General features: G+C 68.8%; 21 protein-coding genes and 1 tRNA gene. 6 read left to right on the plus strand and 16 right to left on the minus strand.

All coding sequences use genetic code 11. The annotated features are described in order from the left end of the window. Positions 1-8: 8 nt before the first annotated feature. The 3 genes from OHB24_RS13545 to OHB24_RS13555 all read left to right on the plus strand — a co-directional run bounded on the left by OHB24_RS13545 (position 9) and on the right by OHB24_RS13555 (position 3,043). Complete coding sequence (locus OHB24_RS13545) at positions 9-911, plus strand: hypothetical protein (RefSeq protein ID WP_327639350.1); 903 nt, start codon at positions 9-11, stop codon at positions 909-911. Positions 912-932: 21 nt separating this feature from the next. Continuing rightward, positions 933-1,859 (plus strand): hypothetical protein, encoded by a 927-nt coding sequence (locus OHB24_RS13550; protein WP_327639351.1) that lies wholly within the window; start codon positions 933-935, stop codon positions 1,857-1,859. Positions 1,860-1,993: 134 nt separating this feature from the next. Next, positions 1,994-3,043 carry a hypothetical protein gene (locus OHB24_RS13555; protein ID WP_327639352.1) on the plus strand — a complete coding sequence of 350 codons (1,050 nt, stop codon included), beginning with the start codon at positions 1,994-1,996 and terminating at the stop codon, positions 3,041-3,043. Here OHB24_RS13555 and OHB24_RS13560 read toward each other — a convergent pair. Both OHB24_RS13560 and OHB24_RS13565 read right to left on the minus strand, forming a co-directional pair. Next, a complete protein-coding gene (locus tag OHB24_RS13560; protein ID WP_327639353.1) occupies positions 2,992-3,867 on the minus strand; it encodes a hypothetical protein in 876 nt (291 codons plus the stop codon). The two genes, OHB24_RS13555 and OHB24_RS13560, sit on opposite strands and share 52 nt — an antisense overlap. A gap of 16 nt (positions 3,868-3,883) precedes the next feature. Further along, on the minus strand, positions 3,884-4,879 hold the full coding sequence (locus tag OHB24_RS13565; protein WP_327639354.1) for an SPFH domain-containing protein: 996 nt from the start codon (positions 4,877-4,879) through the stop codon (positions 3,884-3,886). Between the two features lie 78 nt (positions 4,880-4,957). Here OHB24_RS13565 and OHB24_RS13570 point away from each other — a divergent pair, with 78 nt between their 5' ends. Beyond that, positions 4,958-5,641 (plus strand): NUDIX hydrolase, encoded by a 684-nt coding sequence (locus OHB24_RS13570; protein ID WP_327639355.1) that lies wholly within the window; start codon positions 4,958-4,960, stop codon positions 5,639-5,641. Between the two features lies 1 nt (position 5,642). Here OHB24_RS13570 and OHB24_RS13575 read toward each other — a convergent pair whose 3' ends face one another. Then, on the minus strand, positions 5,643-6,545 hold the full coding sequence (locus tag OHB24_RS13575) for a carbohydrate kinase family protein (RefSeq protein ID WP_327639356.1): 903 nt from the start codon (positions 6,543-6,545) through the stop codon (positions 5,643-5,645). A 75-nt stretch (positions 6,546-6,620) separates the two neighbouring features. On the opposite strand from OHB24_RS13575, the gene OHB24_RS13580 reads away from it, so the two are divergent. Continuing rightward, on the plus strand, positions 6,621-7,829 hold the full coding sequence (locus tag OHB24_RS13580; RefSeq protein WP_327639357.1) for an alpha/beta hydrolase family protein: 1,209 nt from the start codon (positions 6,621-6,623) through the stop codon (positions 7,827-7,829). Here the strand turns inward: OHB24_RS13580 and OHB24_RS13585 are convergent. The 11 genes from OHB24_RS13585 to OHB24_RS13635 form a co-directional block, all read right to left on the minus strand. Next, positions 7,819-8,040, minus strand: a complete 222-nt coding sequence (locus OHB24_RS13585) for a helix-turn-helix domain-containing protein (RefSeq protein ID WP_327639358.1) — start codon at positions 8,038-8,040, stop codon at positions 7,819-7,821. The genes OHB24_RS13580 and OHB24_RS13585 overlap by 11 nt on opposite strands. Further along, a complete protein-coding gene (locus OHB24_RS13590) occupies positions 8,040-8,636 on the minus strand; it encodes a DUF2975 domain-containing protein (protein WP_327639359.1) in 597 nt (198 codons plus the stop codon). Before OHB24_RS13590 ends, OHB24_RS13585 begins: the two co-directional genes overlap by 1 nt. Before the next feature lie 58 nt (positions 8,637-8,694). Continuing rightward, positions 8,695-9,324, minus strand: a complete 630-nt coding sequence (locus OHB24_RS13595; RefSeq protein WP_327639360.1) for a CoA transferase subunit B — start codon at positions 9,322-9,324, stop codon at positions 8,695-8,697. Position 9,325: 1 nt separating this feature from the next. Then, complete coding sequence (locus OHB24_RS13600; RefSeq protein ID WP_327639361.1) at positions 9,326-10,087, minus strand: CoA transferase subunit A; 762 nt, start codon at positions 10,085-10,087, stop codon at positions 9,326-9,328. A 102-nt stretch (positions 10,088-10,189) separates the two neighbouring features. Beyond that, a complete protein-coding gene (locus OHB24_RS13605) occupies positions 10,190-11,122 on the minus strand; it encodes a hypothetical protein (protein WP_327639362.1) in 933 nt (310 codons plus the stop codon). 43 nt (positions 11,123-11,165) lie between these two features. Beyond that, a complete protein-coding gene (locus tag OHB24_RS13610) occupies positions 11,166-11,864 on the minus strand; it encodes a carbohydrate-binding family 9-like protein (RefSeq protein ID WP_327639363.1) in 699 nt (232 codons plus the stop codon). Further along, positions 11,857-12,342: a hypothetical protein gene (locus OHB24_RS13615; protein WP_327639364.1), complete on the minus strand. Its 486-nt coding sequence runs from the start codon at positions 12,340-12,342 to the stop codon at positions 11,857-11,859. Before OHB24_RS13615 ends, OHB24_RS13610 begins: the two co-directional genes overlap by 8 nt. Before the next feature lie 9 nt (positions 12,343-12,351). Then, positions 12,352-12,972, minus strand: coding sequence for a lipoyl(octanoyl) transferase LipB (gene lipB, locus OHB24_RS13620; RefSeq protein ID WP_327639365.1), 621 nt, complete (start codon positions 12,970-12,972; stop codon positions 12,352-12,354). A 4-nt stretch (positions 12,973-12,976) separates the two neighbouring features. Next, positions 12,977-14,332, minus strand: coding sequence for a J domain-containing protein (locus tag OHB24_RS13625; protein ID WP_327639366.1), 1,356 nt, complete (start codon positions 14,330-14,332; stop codon positions 12,977-12,979). A 67-nt stretch (positions 14,333-14,399) separates the two neighbouring features. After that, positions 14,400-14,476, minus strand: a tRNA-Pro gene (locus OHB24_RS13630). Between the two features lie 24 nt (positions 14,477-14,500). Further along, positions 14,501-15,439 (minus strand): metallophosphoesterase, encoded by a 939-nt coding sequence (locus OHB24_RS13635; RefSeq protein ID WP_442913990.1) that lies wholly within the window; start codon positions 15,437-15,439, stop codon positions 14,501-14,503. 32 nt (positions 15,440-15,471) lie between these two features. Between OHB24_RS13635 and OHB24_RS13640 the strand changes: the two genes are divergently transcribed. After that, positions 15,472-15,939 (plus strand): GatB/YqeY domain-containing protein, encoded by a 468-nt coding sequence (locus OHB24_RS13640; RefSeq protein ID WP_327639368.1) that lies wholly within the window; start codon positions 15,472-15,474, stop codon positions 15,937-15,939. Between the two features lie 8 nt (positions 15,940-15,947). On the opposite strand, the gene OHB24_RS13645 is transcribed toward OHB24_RS13640, so the two are convergent. Next, positions 15,948-18,347, minus strand: a complete 2,400-nt coding sequence (locus OHB24_RS13645; RefSeq protein ID WP_327639369.1) for a penicillin-binding protein — start codon at positions 18,345-18,347, stop codon at positions 15,948-15,950. A gap of 133 nt (positions 18,348-18,480) precedes the next feature. Next, entirely contained in the window at positions 18,481-20,832 is a 2,352-nt protein-coding gene (lon, locus tag OHB24_RS13650) for an endopeptidase La (RefSeq protein WP_327639370.1), read from the minus strand. Positions 20,833-20,913 lie beyond the last annotated feature (81 nt).

A 20,913-nucleotide genomic window follows, 5' to 3' on the forward strand; every position in this document is an offset into this window, starting at 1 on the left:
GGGGCGACATGAATCGACTGACAACCGCTTTGGCGGGGAGCGCGGTCCTGCTGGCGCTCACGCCCGCAGCTGCGCAGGCGACCGGGGGCGCTACGTCTGAGGCTTGCAAGGTCTGGCAGGGCACGGTGACCGCGGACGGGGGACACCGCCGGAGCGACGTACGGGCGACGCCGCCGCCGACGACTGTGAACCGCCTGGTCAACGGCGTCTACAAACCTGGGCAGGTGCGCCTCAGCGCCCGCCAGGTCGACGAGCCGGCCCCGCAGGGCGCGCAACGCGGCGGGTACGTCGTGATCGGGGACGCGCTCTACTGGAGCGTCTACGTGGCCGACACGAACGGGTCCGTCGTCGATCAGCCGGTGCTTCGGCGGATCGGCGGTGGCTGGAGCAGCTTCGGGTTGCTGGAGGTCTCGCAGTACCAGGCGCCGTACCCGGGCAAGATCCACCGTGAGGCGGCGTACGCGCTCCGGAACGACGGCGTGCTGTACCGCTGGCGGATCGACAACGGGACGTGGCACGCGGCCGGTGCGTACGCCGGGTTCGCGTCGGTCAAGTCGATGGCGCTGATCGCGAAGACACCGACGTACGACACCTTCCTCGCGAACACCCGCGGCGGCGCGCTGTACACGATCCGGATCCCGGCCGGCTCGGCCAAACCGATCGTGACGCCCGTCCGGACCCGCACCTGGCAGGGCTTCGAGACGCTGTCGGCGATGGCCTGCGGCCGCAACAGCACCTTGCTGCTCGGCATCGACAAGGACACCAAAACCGCCTACCTGTACGCCGTCGGGCACGCGAACGGCGCTTCGACGCCGATCAAGTCGCTCGGCAAGGTCTCCGGCAGCTTCGAGGACCCGGTGTACTTCCGCTGGGCCCCGATCCCCGAGTTCGACGTCGCGAACGGCGACTGATTCCTCCGAAAGGACAACTTGATGTTCCGTAAGGCCTTTGGGCTCGCCGGCGCTGCCGGACTTGTGCTCACCCTCGGTCCGTCGCTCCAGCCGGCCACCGCTGCACCTGCAACCAACAGTGCGGTCGCGGCGGCCTGTGCGCTCGGGCTCGGCTCGTTCGACTCGGCCGACGGCGTGAACAGCCGGGTCGTCAGTGCGACGGCGCCGCCGACCGTCAGCCCTGCCCTCAACACGCCGAACCTCTACACGACGCCGTACGCCGTGAGCAATCCGACCGCGTTCACCGCGGTGCCTGCGGGCAGCGGCCGGACGACTCGGAGCGGCAAGGTTGTGTGGGGCGCCGGGTATCTGATGGAGAGCACCTACACGATCGGCAGCGACGGCAAGATCGTCGGTACGCCGGTGTTCAAGCGGATCGGCAACGGGTGGGGCGGGCGGTTCCTGATCCAGTCGCAGTACAAGGCGTCCGCGACCAGTAAGCCGACGCGGACGATGCTGTACTCGCAGGACATGTACGGCAAGTTCGGGCGCTGGACCGATGTCGGCAAGGGGTTGCGCAACACCGGGTACGTGACCGGGATGAGCACGATGAAGTCGTTCGCACTGATCGCCACTACGCCGACGTACGACATGTTCCTGGCGAACAACCGCGCGGGCGGTCTGTACACGGTCAAGATCCCGACCAGCGTCCCGCTCAAGCCGATCATCACGCCGGTGCGGACGTCGAGCTGGCAGATCTTCGAGCAGCTCGTCGCGGCACCGTGCGGCAAGACCGGCTCGATCCTCCTCGGCATCGACAAGGACACCAAAACCGCCTACCTGTACGCCGTCGGCCACGCCAACGGCACCTCAACCGTCATCAAGAGCCTCGGCAAGGCCCCAGGAGCCTTCACCGACTGGGAGCACTTCCGCTTCACCCCGTCGTACGACCCCCTGACCGGAGGCTGAGCCCGCACGGAGTTGGGGTTGGGGAGGATTTCTGCCCGGATCGGGTAGAAAATCCTCCCCAAGTTGTCTCCAGCCCGGCTTCGGTCCAGCTGGCTGTTGGCGGGTGTTCACTGTGGGTTCGTAGGGTCTTGGGCATGATTGCGACTCGACGTGCGGTGTTGAAGGCTGGGGCTCTCGGGATTGGGCTTGCTGGTACGCCGGGGCTCTCGGTGGCTGCTCGGCCTCGGCGGACTCGGGTGCTGTTGGCAACGAATGAGCCGTGGGGGACCTACCACGCGCAACCGTTGCTGGCTGAGGCCGTACGGCGTGGTTGGGAGCTGGTGCAGGTCGTTCCGGATCTGACGCAGATCAAGCCGGGTGACCCGGTGCCGGTCGCGACGCTGAGCGACGTACCGCAGGCTGATCTGTTGGTGGTGAACGGCGCGTCGGACTGGCCGGCCGATGTGGCGGCGGCGTTGAAGCGGTTGCCGATGGCGGCGAGTTCGCTGGCGTATCTCAAGCCGGTGGAGGCGCCGCGGGCCAAGGAGTTCCGGTCGCGGTTGGAGCTCGTGACGGCGGCGTCTCCCGCCGAGTCGGACGTGTTCGCGGCGTACCTCGGCTGGAAGCACCGCCCGCGGATGGTGGGGTCGGCGCAGACCGACAACCTGCCGACGTACGCGCCGCAGAAGGACCGGGTGCTGGTGCTGACCAGCGTCACGCACCCGGACCAGACCGGGGACGCGGCGCCGGGCACGCAGTTGCTGCTCGATGCGGCCGCGAAGTTGGAGGCGGCGGGCAAGCACATCGTGGTCGGGCTGCATCCGCGTGAGGACCGGACGCTCTGGGAGCAGTACGAGATCAGCGCGCTGGGTTCGGTGCCGGAGTCGGCGACCGCAGAATGCGCGGTGGGCATCCCCGGCACGGTGTTCCCGATCGTCGCGGCCGTCGGCGTACCGCTGGTGGGCTGCGTCGACCCGAAGCTGCAGGTACCGGACTACATCCTCGACGTGTGCTCGTCGACGATCGACGCGCCCGAGGAGGCCGTCGACGCGATCGAGAACGCCGAGCCGGCCAGCCGGGGCGCGGTGTTCAACGCTGTCGGTCCGATCGGCGGCTCGGCGCGGCGGTTGTACTCCGCGTGGCACGCCACGATTCAGACCACCAGGTGCAACTTCACCGACGCGACACCGATCTCGATCCGCTGACCCCAGCCGATGCTCAAGGTGTCGGACTCCATCCCGTCCCCGAACACGACCAGGTCCGACTCGGCCGTGATCGTCAACGAGTCCGGTGCCTTGAGCAACCCTTCGGTGTTGTCGGTACCGGTCGCCGGCGACGGCCAGGCCTCGCGGACGAACCAGCACAGCACCGGATCGATCGGCGTTGGCAGCGTCAACGGACTGCGCCGTTCCTGCCAGGCCGATCGGCACCAGCCGGTCGACCCGGTCCCGGTGCCGACCAGGATCCCGGACGACGACTGCCGCTCGGGCAATCCGTCGGGGGAGCGCAGCCGGTAGCGCGCGGACTGGTGCGTCCGATGGCCGACGTACACCTCGTTCAACGCGACCAGTTGCTGGCCGTCGTCGGTGCTCGCGGCAACCATCGTCCGCTCGGCGACCTGACGCTCGGCCAGCAGATCGGCGATCGCGGCGGGCTCGTGCGGCACGAGTACGCCGGGGTTGCGGGCCGGCTCGGGGTTGATCCCGATCACCGGCTGACCGTCCAGGTACTTCGCCACGTTCGCGACCAGCCCGTCCTGGCCGACCGCGATCACCACATCCTCCGGGCCGAACCCGAACCGGTCCAGGTCGTTGCGCTCGGCAACGGCGCGGCGCCAGTCCAGTGGGATCGCCGCCGAGACCGTGGCGAGCGCGTCCTGCTGGGCCTGGTGCCGCGCATCCAGCTCGGCCAGGTCCCGCCCGCGGCCGGCCAGGAAGAACCCGGCCTGCTGCCGCGTCCCGTGCCGGGCGACCAGCTCGGTGAGCTCGGTCGCCCGATGCACGATCACTGCCCTAGGTGGCAGGCTCATGAAACGACCTCCGGCTCTAGGATGCCTGTCCGGCCAGCTTGGCCAGGAGCGGTGTGATGAGGTCTGGCGTCAGGTTGAGCGTGCCGATCTCCGGTAGCGCACCCTGCTTGACCGCGAGCGCGAGGATGGTCGCCTGGTCGAGTTCGGCGTACGCCTCCAGCAAGGCCTTCTCGGCAGCAGCCTCCGCCGCGCCGATCACCCGCTTGGCGTCCGCCTCCGCCTCGGCCAATGCGCGCTGACGACCGGCCGCGGCCTGCGTCTCGATCTGACCGGCCGCCGCGGCCTCGGTCGCACGCATGCGCTCGTTCTGACCGCGCTGGTTGACCAGCTGCTCCTCGCGTCGGGCGAGCTCGATCTGGTTCTGCAGCTCGTTCTCCGCGATCGACCGCTCCCGCTCGACGGCCATCGCGCGGCGTTCGTACGTCGCCTTGTCCGCGGCCTGCTGCACCATCTCGCGCGTCGGCGTCTGCAGCGCCTTCTCCACGTCCCGCTCCGCACGTACGGCGACCACGCGGACGTCCTCGACGCCGATGCCGATCCCGGTCAGCCGCTGGTCCTCCCGCAGGCCGGTGCCGACCGCCTGGCGAAGCGCGGTCATGCCCTCGGACAGCGCCTCGGTGAGCGTCATCCGGGCCAGCAGGTCGAGTGCGGTCTGTTGTGCGAGCTCGGTCAGCAGCCCGCCGAGCTGCTCGAGCGGGGTCGACCGCCAGAGCCCGGTGTCCGGGTCGATGCCGAAGTCCAGCCGGGCCGAGGCCAGGGCCGGGTCGGTCACCCGGTAGGTGACGGTGGCCTGCACCACGACGTCCTGGAAGTCCTGCGTGCGGCCGTGGAACAGCAGCGGCTGCTCGCGGTCGTCGACCGGGATCTCGCTCAGCGACGAGTTCAGCGCCCGGAACCAGAACGCCTGGCCGGCGCCGTCGTGCGCGACCTTGCCGTTGCGCAGGTGCCGTACGTGGGTGGTCGGGTTGGCCCGCAGGTGGCTGATGAACCGGAACCGGGTGATGTCTGCCATCTCTTCGTTCTCCTTGTCGTCACTATGACGATAAGGGGTCGAGTGACTTCTCGTCAAGGTGACAATTAGAGTGGAGTCATGGACTTCGAGCCACTCGGACTGGCCACCGATCTGGTCATCCTGACCGTCCGCGACGGCCGCCTCCAGGTGTTGCTGATCCGCCGCGGCATCCCGCCGTACCAGGGCCGGTGGGCGCTGCCCGGCGGCTTCGTGCGGCCGGACGAGGACCTGGAGACGACTGCACGCCGCGAACTGGCGGAGGAGACCGGGCTGTCCGCGGAGCGGATCCACCTCGAACAGGTCGCGACGTACGGCGCTCCCGACCGCGACCCGCGTGGCCGGGTGGTCAGCGTGGCGTACCTCGCCCTGGTGCCGGATCTGCCCGCACCCGTCGCGGGCTCCGACGCGGCGTCGGCGAGCTGGGTCGACGCCACCGACGTACTGGACGACTCCGGCCGGCTGGCGTTCGACCACCACCAGATCCTGGCCGACGGCGTGGAACGCGCCCGCGCCAAACTCGAGTACTCGCCCCTGGCCACCGCGTTCTGCCCACTGGAGTTCACCATCTCCGAACTCCGCGGCGTCTACGAAGCAGTCTGGGGCCTCCCTTTGGACCCCCGAAACTTCCACCGCAAGGTCACCAAAACCCCCGACTTCGTAGCCTCCGCCGGCACCACCACAACCCGAGACGGCGGCCGCCCCGCCCAACTATTCCATCGCGGCACAGCCACCACCCTCCACCCACCCATGACCCGCACCTGAACTAGAGCCAGCGGGTGCGGAGGGCTAGGTCTTCGGCGGTTATTAGGTTGGTGTGGGTGCCGGGGGAGGTGCAGGCCCAGCTGGCGGCTACGGTGCCGGCGGTTGCGGCGTCGGGCCAGGAGGCTCCGTCGAGGTAGCGGGCCAGGAAGGCGGCTACGTAGGCGTCGCCGGCGCCGTTGGTGTCTACTACGGGGCGGTCGGGGAAGGTGATCGCGGGGAAGTGGTGGACGGGTTCGCCGCGGACGTGGAGGTAGCTGCCGTCGGCGCCGGCCATGGCGACCACGACGTCGGCGCGGCCGTTGGCGAGGATCCACTCGACGCCGTCGGAGGGCAGGGCGGTGGCGGAGACGAAGACGATGTCGGACGCGGTCGCGAAGTCCTTGTGGTGGTCGTTGCGGCCGTCCCAGTCGTGCAGGTCGGTGGAGATCGAGCGGTCGGCGGCGATCGCGTCCCCGAGCGCGTCGCGGGCGAAGTCCATGATCGAGACGTGCACATGCTGCGCGTGGCGCATCACCGGGCGCCAGAGGTTCGGGTCGACGCGCAGACCGCGCGGGTGGCGGCCGTCGTACATCGAGAGCCGGCGGCCGTCCGGGGCGACCAGGTTGACCGATCGGCGGGTGCCGCTCGGGTGCAGGACGACGCGCAGCGGGATGCCGAGCTCGTCGTACGCACGGCGGATCCGCGCGCCCTCGGGATCGTCGCCGATCACGTCCACCAGCCCGGCGTTCAGCCCGAGCAGGTGACAGCCGAGCGCGACACCGTGCCCGGTGTGCGCCAGGTACGACTCGATCGGTTCGACCGGAACCGTGTCCACATCCGCCAACGGCAGGCCAGGCACCCGCACGATCGTGTCGATGCCTACTCCGCCGATGACCAGCACATCCAACTCCACCCGTCCCGTCATACCCGACTTTCGCCAGGGATCACAGGTGTCTTTCGCAAGCTGAACAGATAGTTGGTGTCCAGGCACAGTCGATCCATGCTGAACCGACGAATTCTCCTCACCTCCGCCGCCCTCGCCCCACTCGCCGCCCTACGAACGGCAGGAGCAAGCGCCGGAGTAGCAAAGCCCGTTTCGATTCGGCTGCCGCGGCCGACCGGCCCGTTCCCGGTCGGGACGACCGAGCTGCACTTGGTCGATGCCAGCCGTGACGACCCGTTCGTCCCCGGTCGCCGCCGCGAGCTCATGATCAGCATCTGGTACCCGGCGAGCCGGCTGACCGCGCTCGCGCCGTACCTGCCGCCGCTGACCGCCGACGTGTTCGGCGAAGGCGCCGCGATCGCCCTGCAGCAACCCGTCGGGACGATCGACTGGGTCGGCGCCAAGAGCCACGCCGGCCTGCTCGCCCCGGTCTGCCCCGGCATGCGCCCGGTCGTACTTTTCTCGCCCGGATTCGGCGTACCGCGGGGACTCGCGTCGATCAGCGTCGCCGAGCTCGCCAGTCGCGGGTACGTCGTGGTGACCGTGGACCACACGTACGAGGTCTCAGGCGTCGAGTTCCCCGGCAACCGGATCGAAGTACAGACGCTGCCGCCCGCGCCGTACGCGATGCTCGCCCGCACGACCCGCTTCGCCGACCTCCGCTTCGTCCTGGACAGCCTCACCCGGCTCGCCCGCGGCGACAACCCGGACGCGGAACGCCGCCGCCTCCCGCACGGTCTCGGCAACATCCTCGACCTCGGCCGGATCGGGGCGTACGGCCACTCGGCCGGCGGCCTCAGCTCGATCGACCTGCTGGTCGCCGACCCGCGGATCCGCGCGGCGATCGACCTGGACGGCGAACTCGGCTATGGGTACGACGACCCGGCCGACGCACCGACCGTCGCGAAGGGCACGAACCGCCCGTTCCTCCTGATGGGCTCGGGCGCGATCGGCCCGGGCCCGCACGACCACCCCACGGACCCGTCCTGGGGACTGTTCTGGGACCACTCGACCGGCTGGAAACGCGACCTGAACATCCCGAACGGCCGCCACTACAGCTTCGTCGACTACCAGGCGCTGATCCCGTGGTTCCAGCGGTTCTTCACCGTCCCGGAGGAGCTGATCGCGAACACCGTCGGTACGGCGAACGCGAACCAGGTGCTGCGCGCCATGCGCACCTACATCCCGGCGTTCTTCGACCAGCACCTCCGGCACCGCCCGCACGACTGGAACCACGCGCTGCCGGAGACGAAGTTCATCGCGTGACTTCGAGTAGGTCTCCGGGCTGACATCCGAGCGCGTCGCAGATCGCGGTCAGGGTGGAGAACCGGATCGCCTTGGCGCGGCCGTTCTTCAGCACGGACAGGTTCACGACGGTGACGTCGATGCGCCGGGCCAGCTCGGCCAGGGTCATGTTGCGCTCGGCCAGCAGACGGCCGAGGTTGACCTGGATGCGGTGGTCGTCGTCCGGTGGCATCACACCAGCCCTTCGGTGTCCGCACGGAGCCGTACGCCGACGCGGAACGCCTCAGCGAGCGCAGCGACGATCGCGGCGATACCCAGCGGCAGGAAGGAGAAGTGGAATGCGAACGGGACGTGCGCCTCGAGTGGCGTACCGGCGACAAGTTGGTGGGTGGTGAGGGCCGTCAGCAGGCTGTCGCCGAGCGAGCCGACCACGATCAGGACCGCGATCCCGAACAAGCGCTTCGGGTTCCGCGGTGCGAACGGATCGCCCGCGCTCAACGTCCGGGCCACCAGGAACAACCAGTAGATCCCGAGCAGGATCGGCACCGCGTCGAAGAGGCCCGGAAGATCGAGCAGGACCCGCTGGCCGAGGCTCGGGTCGGCAACCGTCAGGGTCGCGGATTCGGCGGCGGACAGCTTGAGGCTGCCGGCCTCGGCGAGGGCGGTCCCCAGACCGCTCACTCCGACATCGCGGCTGCTCTGGGCGGCGAAGAGGCCGGCGACGTGCAGCGCCGGGATCAGCAGGCCGACCACGGCCTCGATGGCGAAGGCGAGCCCGAGCAGGGAGGTCAGGAGTCGGCCGTCCCCGCGGCTCCAGGTGAGATTCATGCGAGCACCTCCATATCGTTTGTCGATGGTAACGATAAACGATATGGAGGTCAGGCGGCTACTGCTTGATCGGAGCTCCGGTCTTCTCCTGGAGCTCGTCGAAGGTGACGCCGTCGGCGAGCTCGACCAGTTGCAGGCCGTCGTCGGTGACGTCCAGGACGGCGAGGTCGGTGATGATCCGGTTGACGACGCCGCGACCGGTGTACGGCAGGTCGCACTCGGCGAGGATCTTGTGCGAGCCGTCCTTGGCGACGTGCTCCATCAGCACGATCACCTTCTTCGCGCCGTGCACCAGGTCCATCGCGCCGCCCATCCCCTTGACCATCTTGCCGGGGATCATCCAGTTCGACAGGTCGCCGGTGGCCGAGACCTGCATGGCGCCCAGGATGGCCGCGTCGATCGCGCCGCCGCGGATCATCCCGAAGGACAGCGACGAGTCGAAGAACGAGGCGCCGGGCAGCGTCGTGACGGTCTCCTTGCCGGCGTTGATCAGGTCCGGGTCCTCGGCGCCCTCGACCGGGTACGGCCCGACGCCGAGGATGCCGTTCTCGGACTGCAGTACGACGGTGACACCGTCCGGGATGTAGTTCGGGACCAGGGTCGGCAGCCCGATACCGAGGTTCACATACTGGCCGTCCTCGAGCTCGGCCGCGGCCCGGGCCGCCATCTGCTCACGCGTCAACGGCATCTCAGGCGTCCTTCCGGGGCTGAACGGTGCGCTTCTCGATCCGCTTCTCGATGTCCTTGCCGACGGCAACGACACGCTGGACGTACACCCCGGGAAGGTGGATCGAGTCCGGGTCCAGCTCACCAGGCTGGACCAGCTCCTCCACCTGCGCGATGGTCACCCGGCCGGCCATCGCGGCCAGCGGGTTGAAGTTCCGCGCGCTGCGGTCGAAGACCAGGTTCCCGTGGGTGTCGCCCTTGAGTGCGTGCACCAGCCCGAAGTCGGTGGTGATCGAGTCCTCCAGCACGTACGTCGTACCGTTGATCTCCCGCGTCTCCTTGGGCTCCGACGCCACCGCGACCGAACCGTCCGCGTTGTACTTCTGCGGCAGCCCGCCCTCGGCGACCTGCGTCCCGACTCCGGCGAGGGTGAAGAACGCGGCGATCCCGCAGCCGCCGGCCCGGAGCTTCTCGGCCAGCGTGCCCTGCGGGGTCAGCTCGACCTCGAGCTCCCCGGACAGGAACTGCCGGGCGAACTCCTTGTTCTCCCCGACGTACGACGACGTCATCTTGGCGATCCGCTTGTCGGCGAGCAGGATGCCGAGTCCCCAGTCGTCGACGCCGCAGTTGTTCGACACGACGCTGAGCCCGGAGACCCCCTTGTCGTGCAGAGCGCTGATGAGCTGCATCGGGTTACCGCACAACCCGAACCCGCCGACGGCGAGGCTTGCGCCGTCCCCGATGTCCGCCACCGCGTCCTGCGGCGACCCGTACGTCTTGTCCATCAGCTGCTCCGTTGCAGTGTCGAGGCCCGATCCGCTCCGACTCTAACCAGCCGACCCGTGTCCCGCGATGTGAGTGGTACCACTCGGCTATGTGGTCAGGTGCTACGCCGACGCCTCAGACGCGTTCAAAGACGCCAGTTCGTGCAGTGCCTCGTAGTGTGCGTCGTCCAGCTCAGGGATGGCGAGTACGGCGGACAGGTGCGCTCGGGCGGCCGGGAGATTGCCGGTGCCTCGCGCCGTACGCGCCAAACCGACCCGTGCCGCTGCAACGGTCTCCGGCTGGTCGGCGTGCTCGCCGATCGACAGGGCCCGGCTGTAGTCCGCGTGTGCGTCTTCCAGCTTCCCGTGCCGTCGGTAGAGCTCCGCACGCTCGCACAGAAGGAGTGCGGTCTCGTCTGCGAGGCACAGGTGCTCGGCGAGCTCCAGCGCCTCGGTGGTGGCGTCCAGCGGCTCGTCGACGACATGTCGGAGCGCGCTGAGGGCCAGGAACATGCCCCACCGGTCCTCCAGCATCCGGAAGCGGCCCAGCGCCGTACGTAGGCTCTGGGCCGCGTCATCCGGTGCTGCTGTCGTCAGACCGGGGTAGCCACGGCACAGTTCGACGGCTGCGCGCATCCACGCGTCGCCGCCCTCGTTGCGCTCCAGCACGTCCTCGACCACGGCAGCCGGTTCGAACGGCCCGAAGACGAGTGACCAGAGCAGCACTGTCACGGAGTACCGGAACGGGCCGGTCGTCGTCAGTACGATCTGCTGGGCCAGCTCCACCTGTTCCTGCTCAGCCGACGCCGCGCCGTGGATGACGGCCAGAAGGTACTCCTCGTCGAGCCCGACCGGGACGGTCCGGCCGAGCATGCTGAGCACCCGCTCGGCCGCCGCCGCAGCCTCGTCCTGGAGCCCGTTCGACCACCAGTACGCCGAATAGCGCGCAACCAGCCGTAGGGCGGTCCGCAGGTCGCTCTCACACGCGCGCTCGATCGCGCTGACGACCTGGTCCGCCTCCAGACTGTGTGCTTCGCCGGAGCCCCCCAAGTTCACGTGCTTCATTGTCGCTCGCCCGTGTTAACGCCGTGTCACGGGGTCAGAAACGGAGGATGCCCCACGTCGCCGGGCGGTGCATGTCTGCGATGCCCTGTGGGGACCAGACCCAGAACTCGCAGTCGTCGCCCTTCACGTACGCGCCGTCGACGACCTCGTGCGCCCACTCGCAGCGCATCAGGTTCATCCGCCACTCGTCACCCGGGTTCGGCGGCGTCGCCCGGCCCTTGTTGTACGGCGCCAGGTCGGCCCACGGTACGGCGACCTCCGCCGACCACCCTGTGTCGGTGTCGGACGGGTCGTTGAGCGTGCCGTCGACGTGGATCGCGGTCCCCAGACCGGGCAGGTTCGTCGGGTCGATCGGCACGCCGCCGTCGACGTACGGCTTCGGCAGCGTGAGTTCCCAGATCGTTCCGAGCGGGTTGATCTCGAACTCGTAGTAGTTCTGCCCGTCGCCGTCCGGGTCGAGGAACAGCTCGAAGTTGTTCTCGTGGAACAGCTTGCTGTTGTGCTCGGCCATCGTCGACCAGACATGCGGCTCCTCGAGCAGGCCGCCGACGTACAGGTACTGGTCGTCGTACATCAGCTTCGCCCGGGTCAGGAACCGTGGCGTGGGACCGTCGTGGATCGGGACGAAGGCGGTCGTCCACGGCGCGGCCTCCCAGGCCGGGTCGGTCAGGGTGCCGTCGAAGTTCGGCATGGTGGCGGTCCGCGGGCACTCGTAGACGGGCAGGTCAGGCATCGGCGCGCTCCAGCAGTCGGGCGAGAAGGTTGGCGAGCAGGAAGGTGACGGCGGTCAGCACCGGTACGACCGCGAGGATCCAGGGCGAGTCCAGGTGGCCGGTCAGGAACGCCACCACCAGCGCGACCATGAACGCGACGCCGAGGAACGGGATCAGCTTCGGGTGCGGCATCGCCAGCCGGCTGAGCGCCGTACCGCCGAGCACCATCGTGACGACCACGATCACGATCAGCAGCGGCAGCCCGAGGGCGCCGCAGTTGGTGGTGTCCCGGAACCGTTCGCAGCCGCGCTCACTCAGCCACACCAGCGCGATGGTCGCGAACCCGCACAGCAGCCCGACGACGGCCAGAATCAGCCCCGGCGGCAACGGCGGCGCGTCGTACCGCCCCGGGCGCGCCTCCTCCGCCTCGTCGTCGGCGACCTCCAGCGCGGCTTCCAGATCGTCCGGCATCCGGTCGCCGTCGTCCTCCTGACTCATTGCGGCAGGCTATCGGGCTCCCAGGCTGTTCGCGATGGCATCGCGCACGTCGGCGTCGGTGGGGGCAGTCAGGCCCTGCTCCGCGGCCAGTTCGGCGAGCGAGACCATCGTGACGTCGTGCAGCCCGCAGCTGGTGAACGTGTGAAACACGGTCATGTCCGGGTCCACGTTCACCGAGAACCCGTGACTGGTCACGCCGCGCCGGATCCGCATGCCGATCGAGCACAGCTTCCGGCCGTCCTCGGTCCAGACCCCGACCAGGCTGCTGGCGCCCTTCGGCGTGTCCCGACGTACCAGCGGGAAGCCGAGCGACCCGAGGGCCTCGATCAAGCCGTTCTCGACCCAGCGCACGACGTCGACCGGGCCGCGCTGGTGCAGGTCGATCACCAGGTACCCGACCAGCTGGCCCGGGCCGTGGTACGTCGCGAACCCACCCCGATCGACTGCCACAGTCGGAGTACCCGCGGGCAGATCATCCGGTGATGTCCGCGGGCCGTAGGTGATCACCGGCGGATGACTCAGCAGGAACAGGCGGTCCTCGGCCTTGCCCTCGATGCGTTCCTCGACCCAGCCGCGCATGTCCTTCGCCGCGACGTCGTACTCCACCTCATCAAGATCAACCCGCTGCATACCTTCACATTAGGCCGTACGGCGCGCGGCGCAGGACGTCGTACAGCAGCCGGCGATCGACCACGTTGCCCTCGGGCTGCAGCCAGGCGAGGAGGTCTCGGTCGGCGAACTGTGCCGACAGACACGAAACGGCGGCATCGGGGCCGAACTGCGTCGTGATCCGGCCCTGGCCGTCCGCCGGGTGCACGATCAGGAAGCCGCGCACCTCAGCCGTCCGAAGCCGACCGCTCCAGGCAGCGACTGCGGCCTCCAGCGCCGGCGCCGGGCTGTCGATCGGCTGGCCGTTGAAGACGAGGGAACCGTAGGCGTCGAGGGAGTACGCGCCGGGCGGTCCCACCAGCGACACGACCAGAGCGACGCGGTGCCCGTTGATCAGCATGTGATCGACGGCGACGGCACCGAGCTGCGCACCGTGCACCAGCTTCGCCGCGGGCAGCGCGCCGACGACAGGGTCGAGGAGGTTCGCCGTACGCCGTTGCAGCAGCACGTCGTACGCCGAGATCGGCGCGGCGAGCGCATCGTCGACCAGCGGCTCGCCGGGACGGCCCCACAGGTTGAACTCGTACGTCGCGGTCCGGTCGATCGCCAGATCCAGCGCGTGCGCCTTCGACCAGCGACCGGTGAGGATCCGGACGACCACCAGACCCGCGACCACCGCGCCGAGCAGAATCCGGCCGATCGTGGACGCGCCGCTCGCCGCGAACGGATTCAGCGTCAGGATCAGCGCCAGCAGGAAGAAGGCCGCGGTGAGGACGCCGAGCACCTTGAACAGGCCGCCGAGAGGCACCCGCCGGCTCCAGTGCGGTGGCATCGCCACCACGATCATCGCGGCGGTACCGATGCCGAAGACAACGTCCCAGAAGCCGTGGTAGCCGGTGCTGACGAGGATCCAGATGACGAGTGTGCAGAAGGCGGTCAGCGCGATGAGGGCGGGGGTTCGCCAGCGGCCGAAGGTCGGGACGGCATGGATCGGGCCGGCGTCGACCGGTTGGAAAGGCTCGCCGGTCGTCCTGGGCTGCTCCGCGTGCTCACTCGACGACGGCTCGCTTGACCAGGGCTGGTCGGTCGACCAGCTCCACGTGGGCTCAGGTTCGGGCTGTGGGTCCGGTTCGGGCTGTGGTTCGCGGCGGGGCTCGCTGGTGGTCGTCGTCTGCTGGCCGGCCAGCAAGCGGTCGTAGGAGGCGCGCTTGACCGGGTCCGAGAGCGTGTTCCAGGCCTCCTGCACGAGGCGGAAGAGCGCCGCGTTGCCGCCCTGGTCCGGGTGCACCTGACGGACCAGCTTCCGGTACGCGGTCTTGATCTCGGCGGCGCTGGCCGTGCGCTCGACATTCAGCACTTCGTAGTGATCGGCCCCGCTCACCCCAGCACCTCCGCGACACGACAGAACGCACTGAGGGCCAGTCACCGCAGTGACTGACCCTCAATGGTGGTCGGGCTGACAGGATTTGAACCTGCGACCTCTTCGTCCCGAACGAAGCGCGCTACCAAGCTGCGCCACAGCCCGAAGTCGCGAGTAGCTTACATGGGCTCAGCGTCCGGACGAAATCGGGTTATTGCGTGGGACGAGGGTGAGCAAGGTCGCCTCCGGACGGCAGGCGAAACGGACTGGCGCGTACGGCGACGTACCCAGCCCTGCCGACACGTGCAGCGCTGCCTGACGGCCGTCGTGCCCCCACGTCGACAGGCCCTTCACGCGGGACGTGTCGAGGTCGCAGTTGGTCACCAGCGCGCCGTAGAACGGCACCGCCAGCTGACCGCCGTGCGTGTGTCCGGCGAGGACCAGCGGATAGCCGTCGCCGACGAAGCCGTTCAGGACCCGCTGGTACGGCGCGTGCGTGACGCCGATCGACAGGTCCGCCGTCGGGTCGATCTCGCCCGCGACCTCGTCGTACCGGTCGCGCTTGATGTGCGGGTCGTCGGTGCCGGCGAAGTCCAGCCGCAGGCCGTTCACCTTCAGGGTGCCCTTGGCGTTGTTCAGGTCGGTCCAGCCGGCGCCGCTGAACGCACGGCGCATCTCCTCGTACGGCAGGTCGGGGCCGTGCGGCTTGTGGCGCTGCTTGTGCGCGGGCAGCAGGTACTTGCCCGGGTTCTTGAAGTGCGGCTTCCAGTAGTCGTTGGAGCCGAACACGAACACCCCGGGAAGATCGAGCAGATCGCCGTACGCACGGAGCAGCGGAGGGACCGAGTACTCGCTCGCGAGGTTGTCGCCGGTGTTGACGATCAGGTCGGGCTCGAGCGCGGCCAGGTCGTTGACCCAGCGGATCTTCTTCTCCTGCGTGGGCATCAGGTGCAGGTCCGACAGGTGCAGCACCTTGAGCGGCGCGGTCCCTTCGGGCAGCACCGGCACCGTGACTCTGCGCAGCGTGAACCACCGCACCTCGATACCGGCCGCATACGCGACACAGGCGGCACCCACGGCACTGACCACCGCGGTGGTCTTCAGGGTGGTGGTGGCGATCCCGCGCAAGCTCATTTCACCAGCCTGCCACAATCTCAGGTATGTCCAACTCCGGAATGAAGCAGCGCCTGCACGACGACATGACCGCCGCCCTCAAGGCGCGCGACGAGATCCGCAAGTCGACGCTGCGGATGGCGCTCACCGCGATCACCAAGGCGGAGGTGGCCGGCAAGGAGGCCCGCGAGCTCAGCGACCCCGAGATCGTCGACGTACTCAGCTCCGAGGCCAAGAAGCGCCGCGAGTCCGTGGTCGCCTACCGCGACGCCGGCCGCGCCGAGCTCGCCGAGAAGGAGCAGGCCGAGGCGGACATCCTGGCCGGCTACCTCCCCGAGCAGCTCAGCGAGGACGAGATCAAGGTCCTGGTGACCGAGACCATCGCCGCCACCGGCGCCGCCGAACTCGGCCCGCGCGGCATCGGCAAGGTCATGGGCGCCTTGCAGCCCAAGGTGAAGGGCAAGGCCGACGGCGGCGTCGTCTCCGCCGAGGTCAAGCGCCAACTCGGCGCCTGACCGCCGGGCTAGCGACCCCGGCCGCGACCGCCGCAGTTCGGATACCTCGGATTCGTCGGCAGACAGTTCGGGTTCAGCGTGGTCGGGGTGGACGGTGGTTTGGTGGTGTTCTGCGGCGTCGCCGGCTTGTTCTGCTTGCTGCCGTTCGACACGTAGATCGTCACCAGCGAGCCGTCGGGGGCGCCGTCGCGCTGCCTCGGGTCCGTGTAGGCGACCGTGCCGGCGGTCTCCTCGGAGTTGACCGTGCCGGAGGCGATCGCGACCTCGAAGCCGGCCTGGCGGAGCTTGTTCGCGGCGTCGTCGGGGTTCATGCCGTTCACGAACGGCAGGCTCTTCACGTCACCGCGCTGGGTCTTGTCGGTCGGCGCGACGAAGCGCGTGGTCGGATAACCCTGCAGGGCTGCCTTCATGGCAGCCTCCCAGATCGGCCCGGCCGTACCGGAGCCCGTCGGGTCGTTGATCTTCTTGCCGTTGAGCGTCTGGCCCTGCAACCGGGTGTACGGCAGTGACGCGTCGGCCACCGTTGCGGCCGCGGCGAGCTTGGTCGAGTAACCGGCATACCAGACGGCCTTGGCGTCCTGGATGGTTCCGGTCTTGCCGGCCAGGTCGCTCTTGCCGAACTTCAGCTTGCCGCCGGTGCCGTCCGGCTCCATGACCTGATGCAGCACCGCGTTCACGCCGTCGGCGACCTCCGGCGCGAGCACCTGCTTGCAGTTCGCGCCCGGGATGCTGACGGACTTGTTGGCCGAGTCCTTGACCGTGGTGATCGACCACGGCGTGCAGTACATGCCGCGTGCGGCGAAGGCGGCGTACGCGTTCGCCAGCTGCAACGGCGTGATGTAACCGACGCCGAGGGTCATCGACGCGACCTGGTCGAGCGGACCGAGGCTCTGGGCGTCGTACATCCCCAGCGCGGCAGCGATCTTGGCGATCGGGCACAGGCCGGTCCGCTGCGAGAGCTGCAGGAAGTAGGTGTTGGTCGACTTCTGCGCTGCCTGGATCATCGTCGGATCCGGGACGTTGTTGGTCGAGTTCTTCGGGCTGTAGCCGTCCTCGGTCTTGTACGTCCCGTCGCAGGTGCTGAACTTCTGGCCGCCCATGTTCAGGGGGCTCGGCGAGGCGATCTTGTAGTTGAGCGGGATGCCCTTCTGGATTGCCGCCGCGATCGTGAACGCCTTCATCGTCGAACCGTTCTGGAAGCCGCCGTACCCGCCCGGATACGTCTTCGGGGCGTTGTAGTTGTACGCCGTCTGGCCGCGCTTACTCCCGTACTTGCGGCTCTGCGCCATCGCCTTGATCAGACCTGTACCCGGCTCGACGATCGTGATCGCCGCGATCGCCTGGTCGGTCGGCTTGGCGTGCGTGTCGATGGAGCGCTGCGCGTCCGCCTGGATCTTCGGGTCGAGCGAGGTGCGGATCGTCAGGCCGGCCGTCTTGATGTAGTTCGCCCGATCGGTCTTCGTCTTGCCGAAGGCCGGGTTGTTCTCGAGCTCGGCAACGACGTACTCGCAGTAGAACGGGTACGGGCCGTTACCGCAGCCAAGTTTGTTGGGCCGGACCTTCGCGGGGTCGATGACCGGGGTCTTGAGGGCCGAGTTGGCCTGGGCGACCGAGATGACGTTCAGCTGCAGCATCCGGCGGAGCACCACGTCGCGGCGGTCCTTGGCGCGCTTGGCGTCGTTGGTCGGGTCGTAGCCGGTCGGGTTCTTCACCAGGCCCGCCAGCATCGCGGCCTGCGGGAGCGTCAGCTGGGACGCGTTCACCGAGAAGTAGTGCTGGGCGGCGGCCTGGATACCCCAGGCGCCGTCGCCGAAGTTCGCGAGGTTGAGGTACTTCTCCAGGATCTCGTTCTTCGAGTACTGCTTCTCGACCGCGATCGCGTACCGCAGCTCGGCGATCTTGCGCTGGTACGTGTCGGCGGTCGCGGCGGCGAGCTCGGCCGGGGTCTTCGCCTTCTCGACCAGGCTGACCTTCACGTACTGCTGGGTGATGCTCGAACCGCCCTGCTGCACCGAGCCCGACGACTGGTTCTGCAGCAGCGCGCGCAGCGTGCCCTTCGCGTCCAGTGCGCCGTGCTCGTAGAAGCGGTCGTCCTCGATCGCGACGATCGCCTTCTGCATGATCGGCGCGACGTCCTTGAGCTTGACCGGAACCCGGTTCTGCTCGGCGAGCGTGGCGATCACCGAACCGTCGGCGGCCAGGATGGTGCTCTTCTGCTTGAGCGGCACCTCGTCGAACTGCTGCGGCAGGTCTTGCAGCGTGTCGGAAGTCTTCTCCGTGGTGAATCCGGCGAGGCCGGCGAACGGGATGGCGAGACCGGCGGCCAAGGCCCCCGACAGCACGCTCACCCCTAGGAACAGAACCACAGATTGGACGACGCCCCGGTCGCCCTTTTCCCCTACGCGCATGGTTGTTAAGACTACGGGACCCCCGATTAGGGTTACCGCTCCGCGTGTGAGTTCAGTCACCCTCGCTGGACAAAGTTCATCCAAAAGGACGAGGGCCCGAGCATCAGCTGCTCGGGCCCTCGTACGTACTGCGTTACGCGGCGTACTGGTGCGCCTGAACCTCGGCCGGCTCCAGCGCCAGATCCAGCACCTCTCGGACGTCGCTCACCGGGTGCACGGTCAGCTCCGCGAGGACGGACGCCGGCACGTCCTCCAGGTCCGGCTCGTTCCGCTTCGGGATCAGGATCGTGGTCAGCCCGGCCCGGTGCGCGGCGAGCAGTTTCTGCTTCACCCCGCCGATCGGGAGCACCCGTCCGGTCAGCGACACCTCACCGGTCATCGCGACCTCCGAGCGGACCGGCCGCCCGGACAGCAGCGACGCCAGCGCCGTTGTCATCGTCACACCCGCCGACGGTCCGTCCTTCGGGACAGCACCGGCCGGCACGTGGATGTGTGCGTTCCGCTCGGCCAGGTCGCCGACCGGCAGCCCCAGCTCCGCACCGTGCGAGCGCAGGTACGACAGGGCGATCTGCGCCGACTCCTTCATCACGTCACCCAACTGCCCGGTCAACGTGACTCCGGTCGGGCCGGTCTCCTTGTCGGCCAGCGACGCCTCGACGAAGAGCACGTCACCACCCGCACCGGTCACCGCCAGTCCGGTCGCCACGCCCGGAAGCGCCGTACGCTCCGCCGACTCCGGCGTGAACTTGGGCGAACCCAGGTAGCCCTTCAGGCCACCGCCGTCGATCGTCAGGTTCCCAACGTCCTCGCCGAGGGCGAGCTTGGCCGTCACCTTCCGCAGTACCCGCGAGATCGACCGCTCGAGCTGCCGTACGCCGGCCTCCCGGGTGTACTCACCCGCGAGCACCCGGAGCGCCGAGTCCTCGATGGTCACCTCGTCCGCCGTCAGGCCCGCCCGCTCCAGCTGACGCGGGAGCAGGTGGTCACGGGCGATGACGACCTTCTCGTCCTCGGTGTACCCGTCCAGCTGCACCAGTTCCATCCGGTCCAGCAGGGGCGCCGGAATGGAGTCCAGCACGTTCGCCGTGGCCAGGAACACCACGTCGGACAGGTCCAGCTCGACCTCCAGGTAGTGGTCCCGGAAGGTGTGGTTCTGCGCCGGGTCGAGGACCTCGAGCAGCGCGGCCGTCGGGTCACCCCGGTAGTCCGCACCGACCTTGTCGATCTCGTCCAGCAGTACGACGGGGTTCATCGAACCCGCCTCGGTGATGGCCCGGACGACCCGGCCCGGCAGCGCACCGACGTACGTCCGCCGGTGGCCACGGATCTCGGCCTCGTCCCGTACGCCGCCCAGGGCGACCCGCACGAACTTCCGGCCCATCGCCCGCGCCACGGACTCGCCCAGCGAGGTCTTACCCACGCCAGGAGGACCGACCAGCGCCAGTACGGCGCCACTGCGGCGACCGCCGACGACACCGAGACCACGGTCCGCGCGACGACGCCGTACGGCCAGGTACTCCGTGATGCGTTGCTTCACGTCGTCCAGGCCGGCGTGGTCCGCGTCCAGCACGGCGCGCGCCTCGCGGATGTCGTAGCTGTCCTCGGTCCGCTCGTTCCACGGCAGCTCGAGCACCGTGTCCAGCCAGGTCCGGATCCAGCCGACCTCGGGGGACTGCTCGGAGGTCCGCTCCAGCTTGTCGACCTCGGCCAGCGCCGCCTTCTGCACGTGCTCCGGCAGGTCGGCCGCCTCGACGCGGGCCCGGTAGTCCTCTTCCTCGGACTCGGCCTTGCCGTCGAGCTCGGCCAGCTCCTTGCGGATCGCGGCCATCTGCTGGCGCAGCAGGAACTCCCGCTGCTGCTTCTCCATGCCTTCCTGGACGTCCTTCTGGATCGTCTCGGAGACCTCGAGCTCGGCGAGGTGGCCCTTCACCCAGCCGATCAGCTTCTCCAGCCGCTCGGAGACGTTCGCGTTCTCCACCAGCCAGGACTTCTGCTCGTTGTTCAGGTACGACGCGTAGCCGGCCAGGTCGGACAGCTCCGCCGGGTCGTCGACCTGCTTGATCGAATCGATCACCTGGTACGCGCCGCGACGCTGCAGCACCGAGGTGGTGAGGGTCTTGTACTCGCGGGCCAGCTCGACGGAGCGGTCGTCGGTGATCTCGTGCATCACCGTCGCGCCCACCCAGAGCGCCGCACCCGGGCCGGCGGTCCCGGCGCCGATGCGGACCCGCTGGGTCCCGCGGATCACAGCCGCCTGGGCACCGCCCGGCAGCCGGCCGATCTGCTCGATCTCGCCGAGCGTTCCGGCCTTGGCATATTTTCCGTCCAGCCGCGGGACCAGGAGCACCTGGTCCTGACCTGCGGCCTGCGCGGCATCGATCGCCGCCCGGGCCTCGCTGTCAGCGAGTCGGACCGGCACGACCATTCCCGGCAGGACCACGACGTCGTCCAGCGGCAGTACAGGAAGATTCAACGTATCGGTCACGCTGTCACACCCTTTTCCAAGTTGAGTCTGATGGGCTCAACCACGGGTGTAAGTAAGTAATTCCCGCCGTTCGCTGAGGGT

The sequence above is a fragment of the Kribbella sp. NBC_00482 genome (assembly GCF_036013725.1).
Taxonomy (GTDB): domain Bacteria; phylum Actinomycetota; class Actinomycetes; order Propionibacteriales; family Kribbellaceae; genus Kribbella.

Coding starts and splice junctions, on each gene's coding strand:
- OHB24_RS13545 (WP_327639350.1), top strand. CDS start 9: ATGAATCGACTGACAACCGCTTTGGCGGGGAGCGCGGTCCTGCTGGCG.
- OHB24_RS13550 (WP_327639351.1), top strand. CDS start 933: ATGTTCCGTAAGGCCTTTGGGCTCGCCGGCGCTGCCGGACTTGTGCTC.
- OHB24_RS13555 (WP_327639352.1), top strand. CDS start 1,994: ATGATTGCGACTCGACGTGCGGTGTTGAAGGCTGGGGCTCTCGGGATT.
- OHB24_RS13560 (WP_327639353.1), bottom strand. CDS start 3,867: ATGAGCCTGCCACCTAGGGCAGTGATCGTGCATCGGGCGACCGAGCTC.
- OHB24_RS13565 (WP_327639354.1), bottom strand. CDS start 4,879: ATGGCAGACATCACCCGGTTCCGGTTCATCAGCCACCTGCGGGCCAAC.
- OHB24_RS13570 (WP_327639355.1), top strand. CDS start 4,958: ATGGACTTCGAGCCACTCGGACTGGCCACCGATCTGGTCATCCTGACC.
- OHB24_RS13575 (WP_327639356.1), bottom strand. CDS start 6,545: ATGACGGGACGGGTGGAGTTGGATGTGCTGGTCATCGGCGGAGTAGGC.
- OHB24_RS13580 (WP_327639357.1), top strand. CDS start 6,621: ATGCTGAACCGACGAATTCTCCTCACCTCCGCCGCCCTCGCCCCACTC.
- OHB24_RS13585 (WP_327639358.1), bottom strand. CDS start 8,040: ATGCCACCGGACGACGACCACCGCATCCAGGTCAACCTCGGCCGTCTG.
- OHB24_RS13590 (WP_327639359.1), bottom strand. CDS start 8,636: ATGAATCTCACCTGGAGCCGCGGGGACGGCCGACTCCTGACCTCCCTG.
- OHB24_RS13595 (WP_327639360.1), bottom strand. CDS start 9,324: ATGCCGTTGACGCGTGAGCAGATGGCGGCCCGGGCCGCGGCCGAGCTC.
- OHB24_RS13600 (WP_327639361.1), bottom strand. CDS start 10,087: ATGGACAAGACGTACGGGTCGCCGCAGGACGCGGTGGCGGACATCGGG.
- OHB24_RS13610 (WP_327639363.1), bottom strand. CDS start 11,864: ATGCCTGACCTGCCCGTCTACGAGTGCCCGCGGACCGCCACCATGCCG.
- OHB24_RS13615 (WP_327639364.1), bottom strand. CDS start 12,342: ATGAGTCAGGAGGACGACGGCGACCGGATGCCGGACGATCTGGAAGCC.
- lipB (WP_327639365.1), bottom strand. CDS start 12,972: ATGCAGCGGGTTGATCTTGATGAGGTGGAGTACGACGTCGCGGCGAAG.
- OHB24_RS13640 (WP_327639368.1), top strand. CDS start 15,472: ATGTCCAACTCCGGAATGAAGCAGCGCCTGCACGACGACATGACCGCC.
- OHB24_RS13645 (WP_327639369.1), bottom strand. CDS start 18,347: ATGCGCGTAGGGGAAAAGGGCGACCGGGGCGTCGTCCAATCTGTGGTT.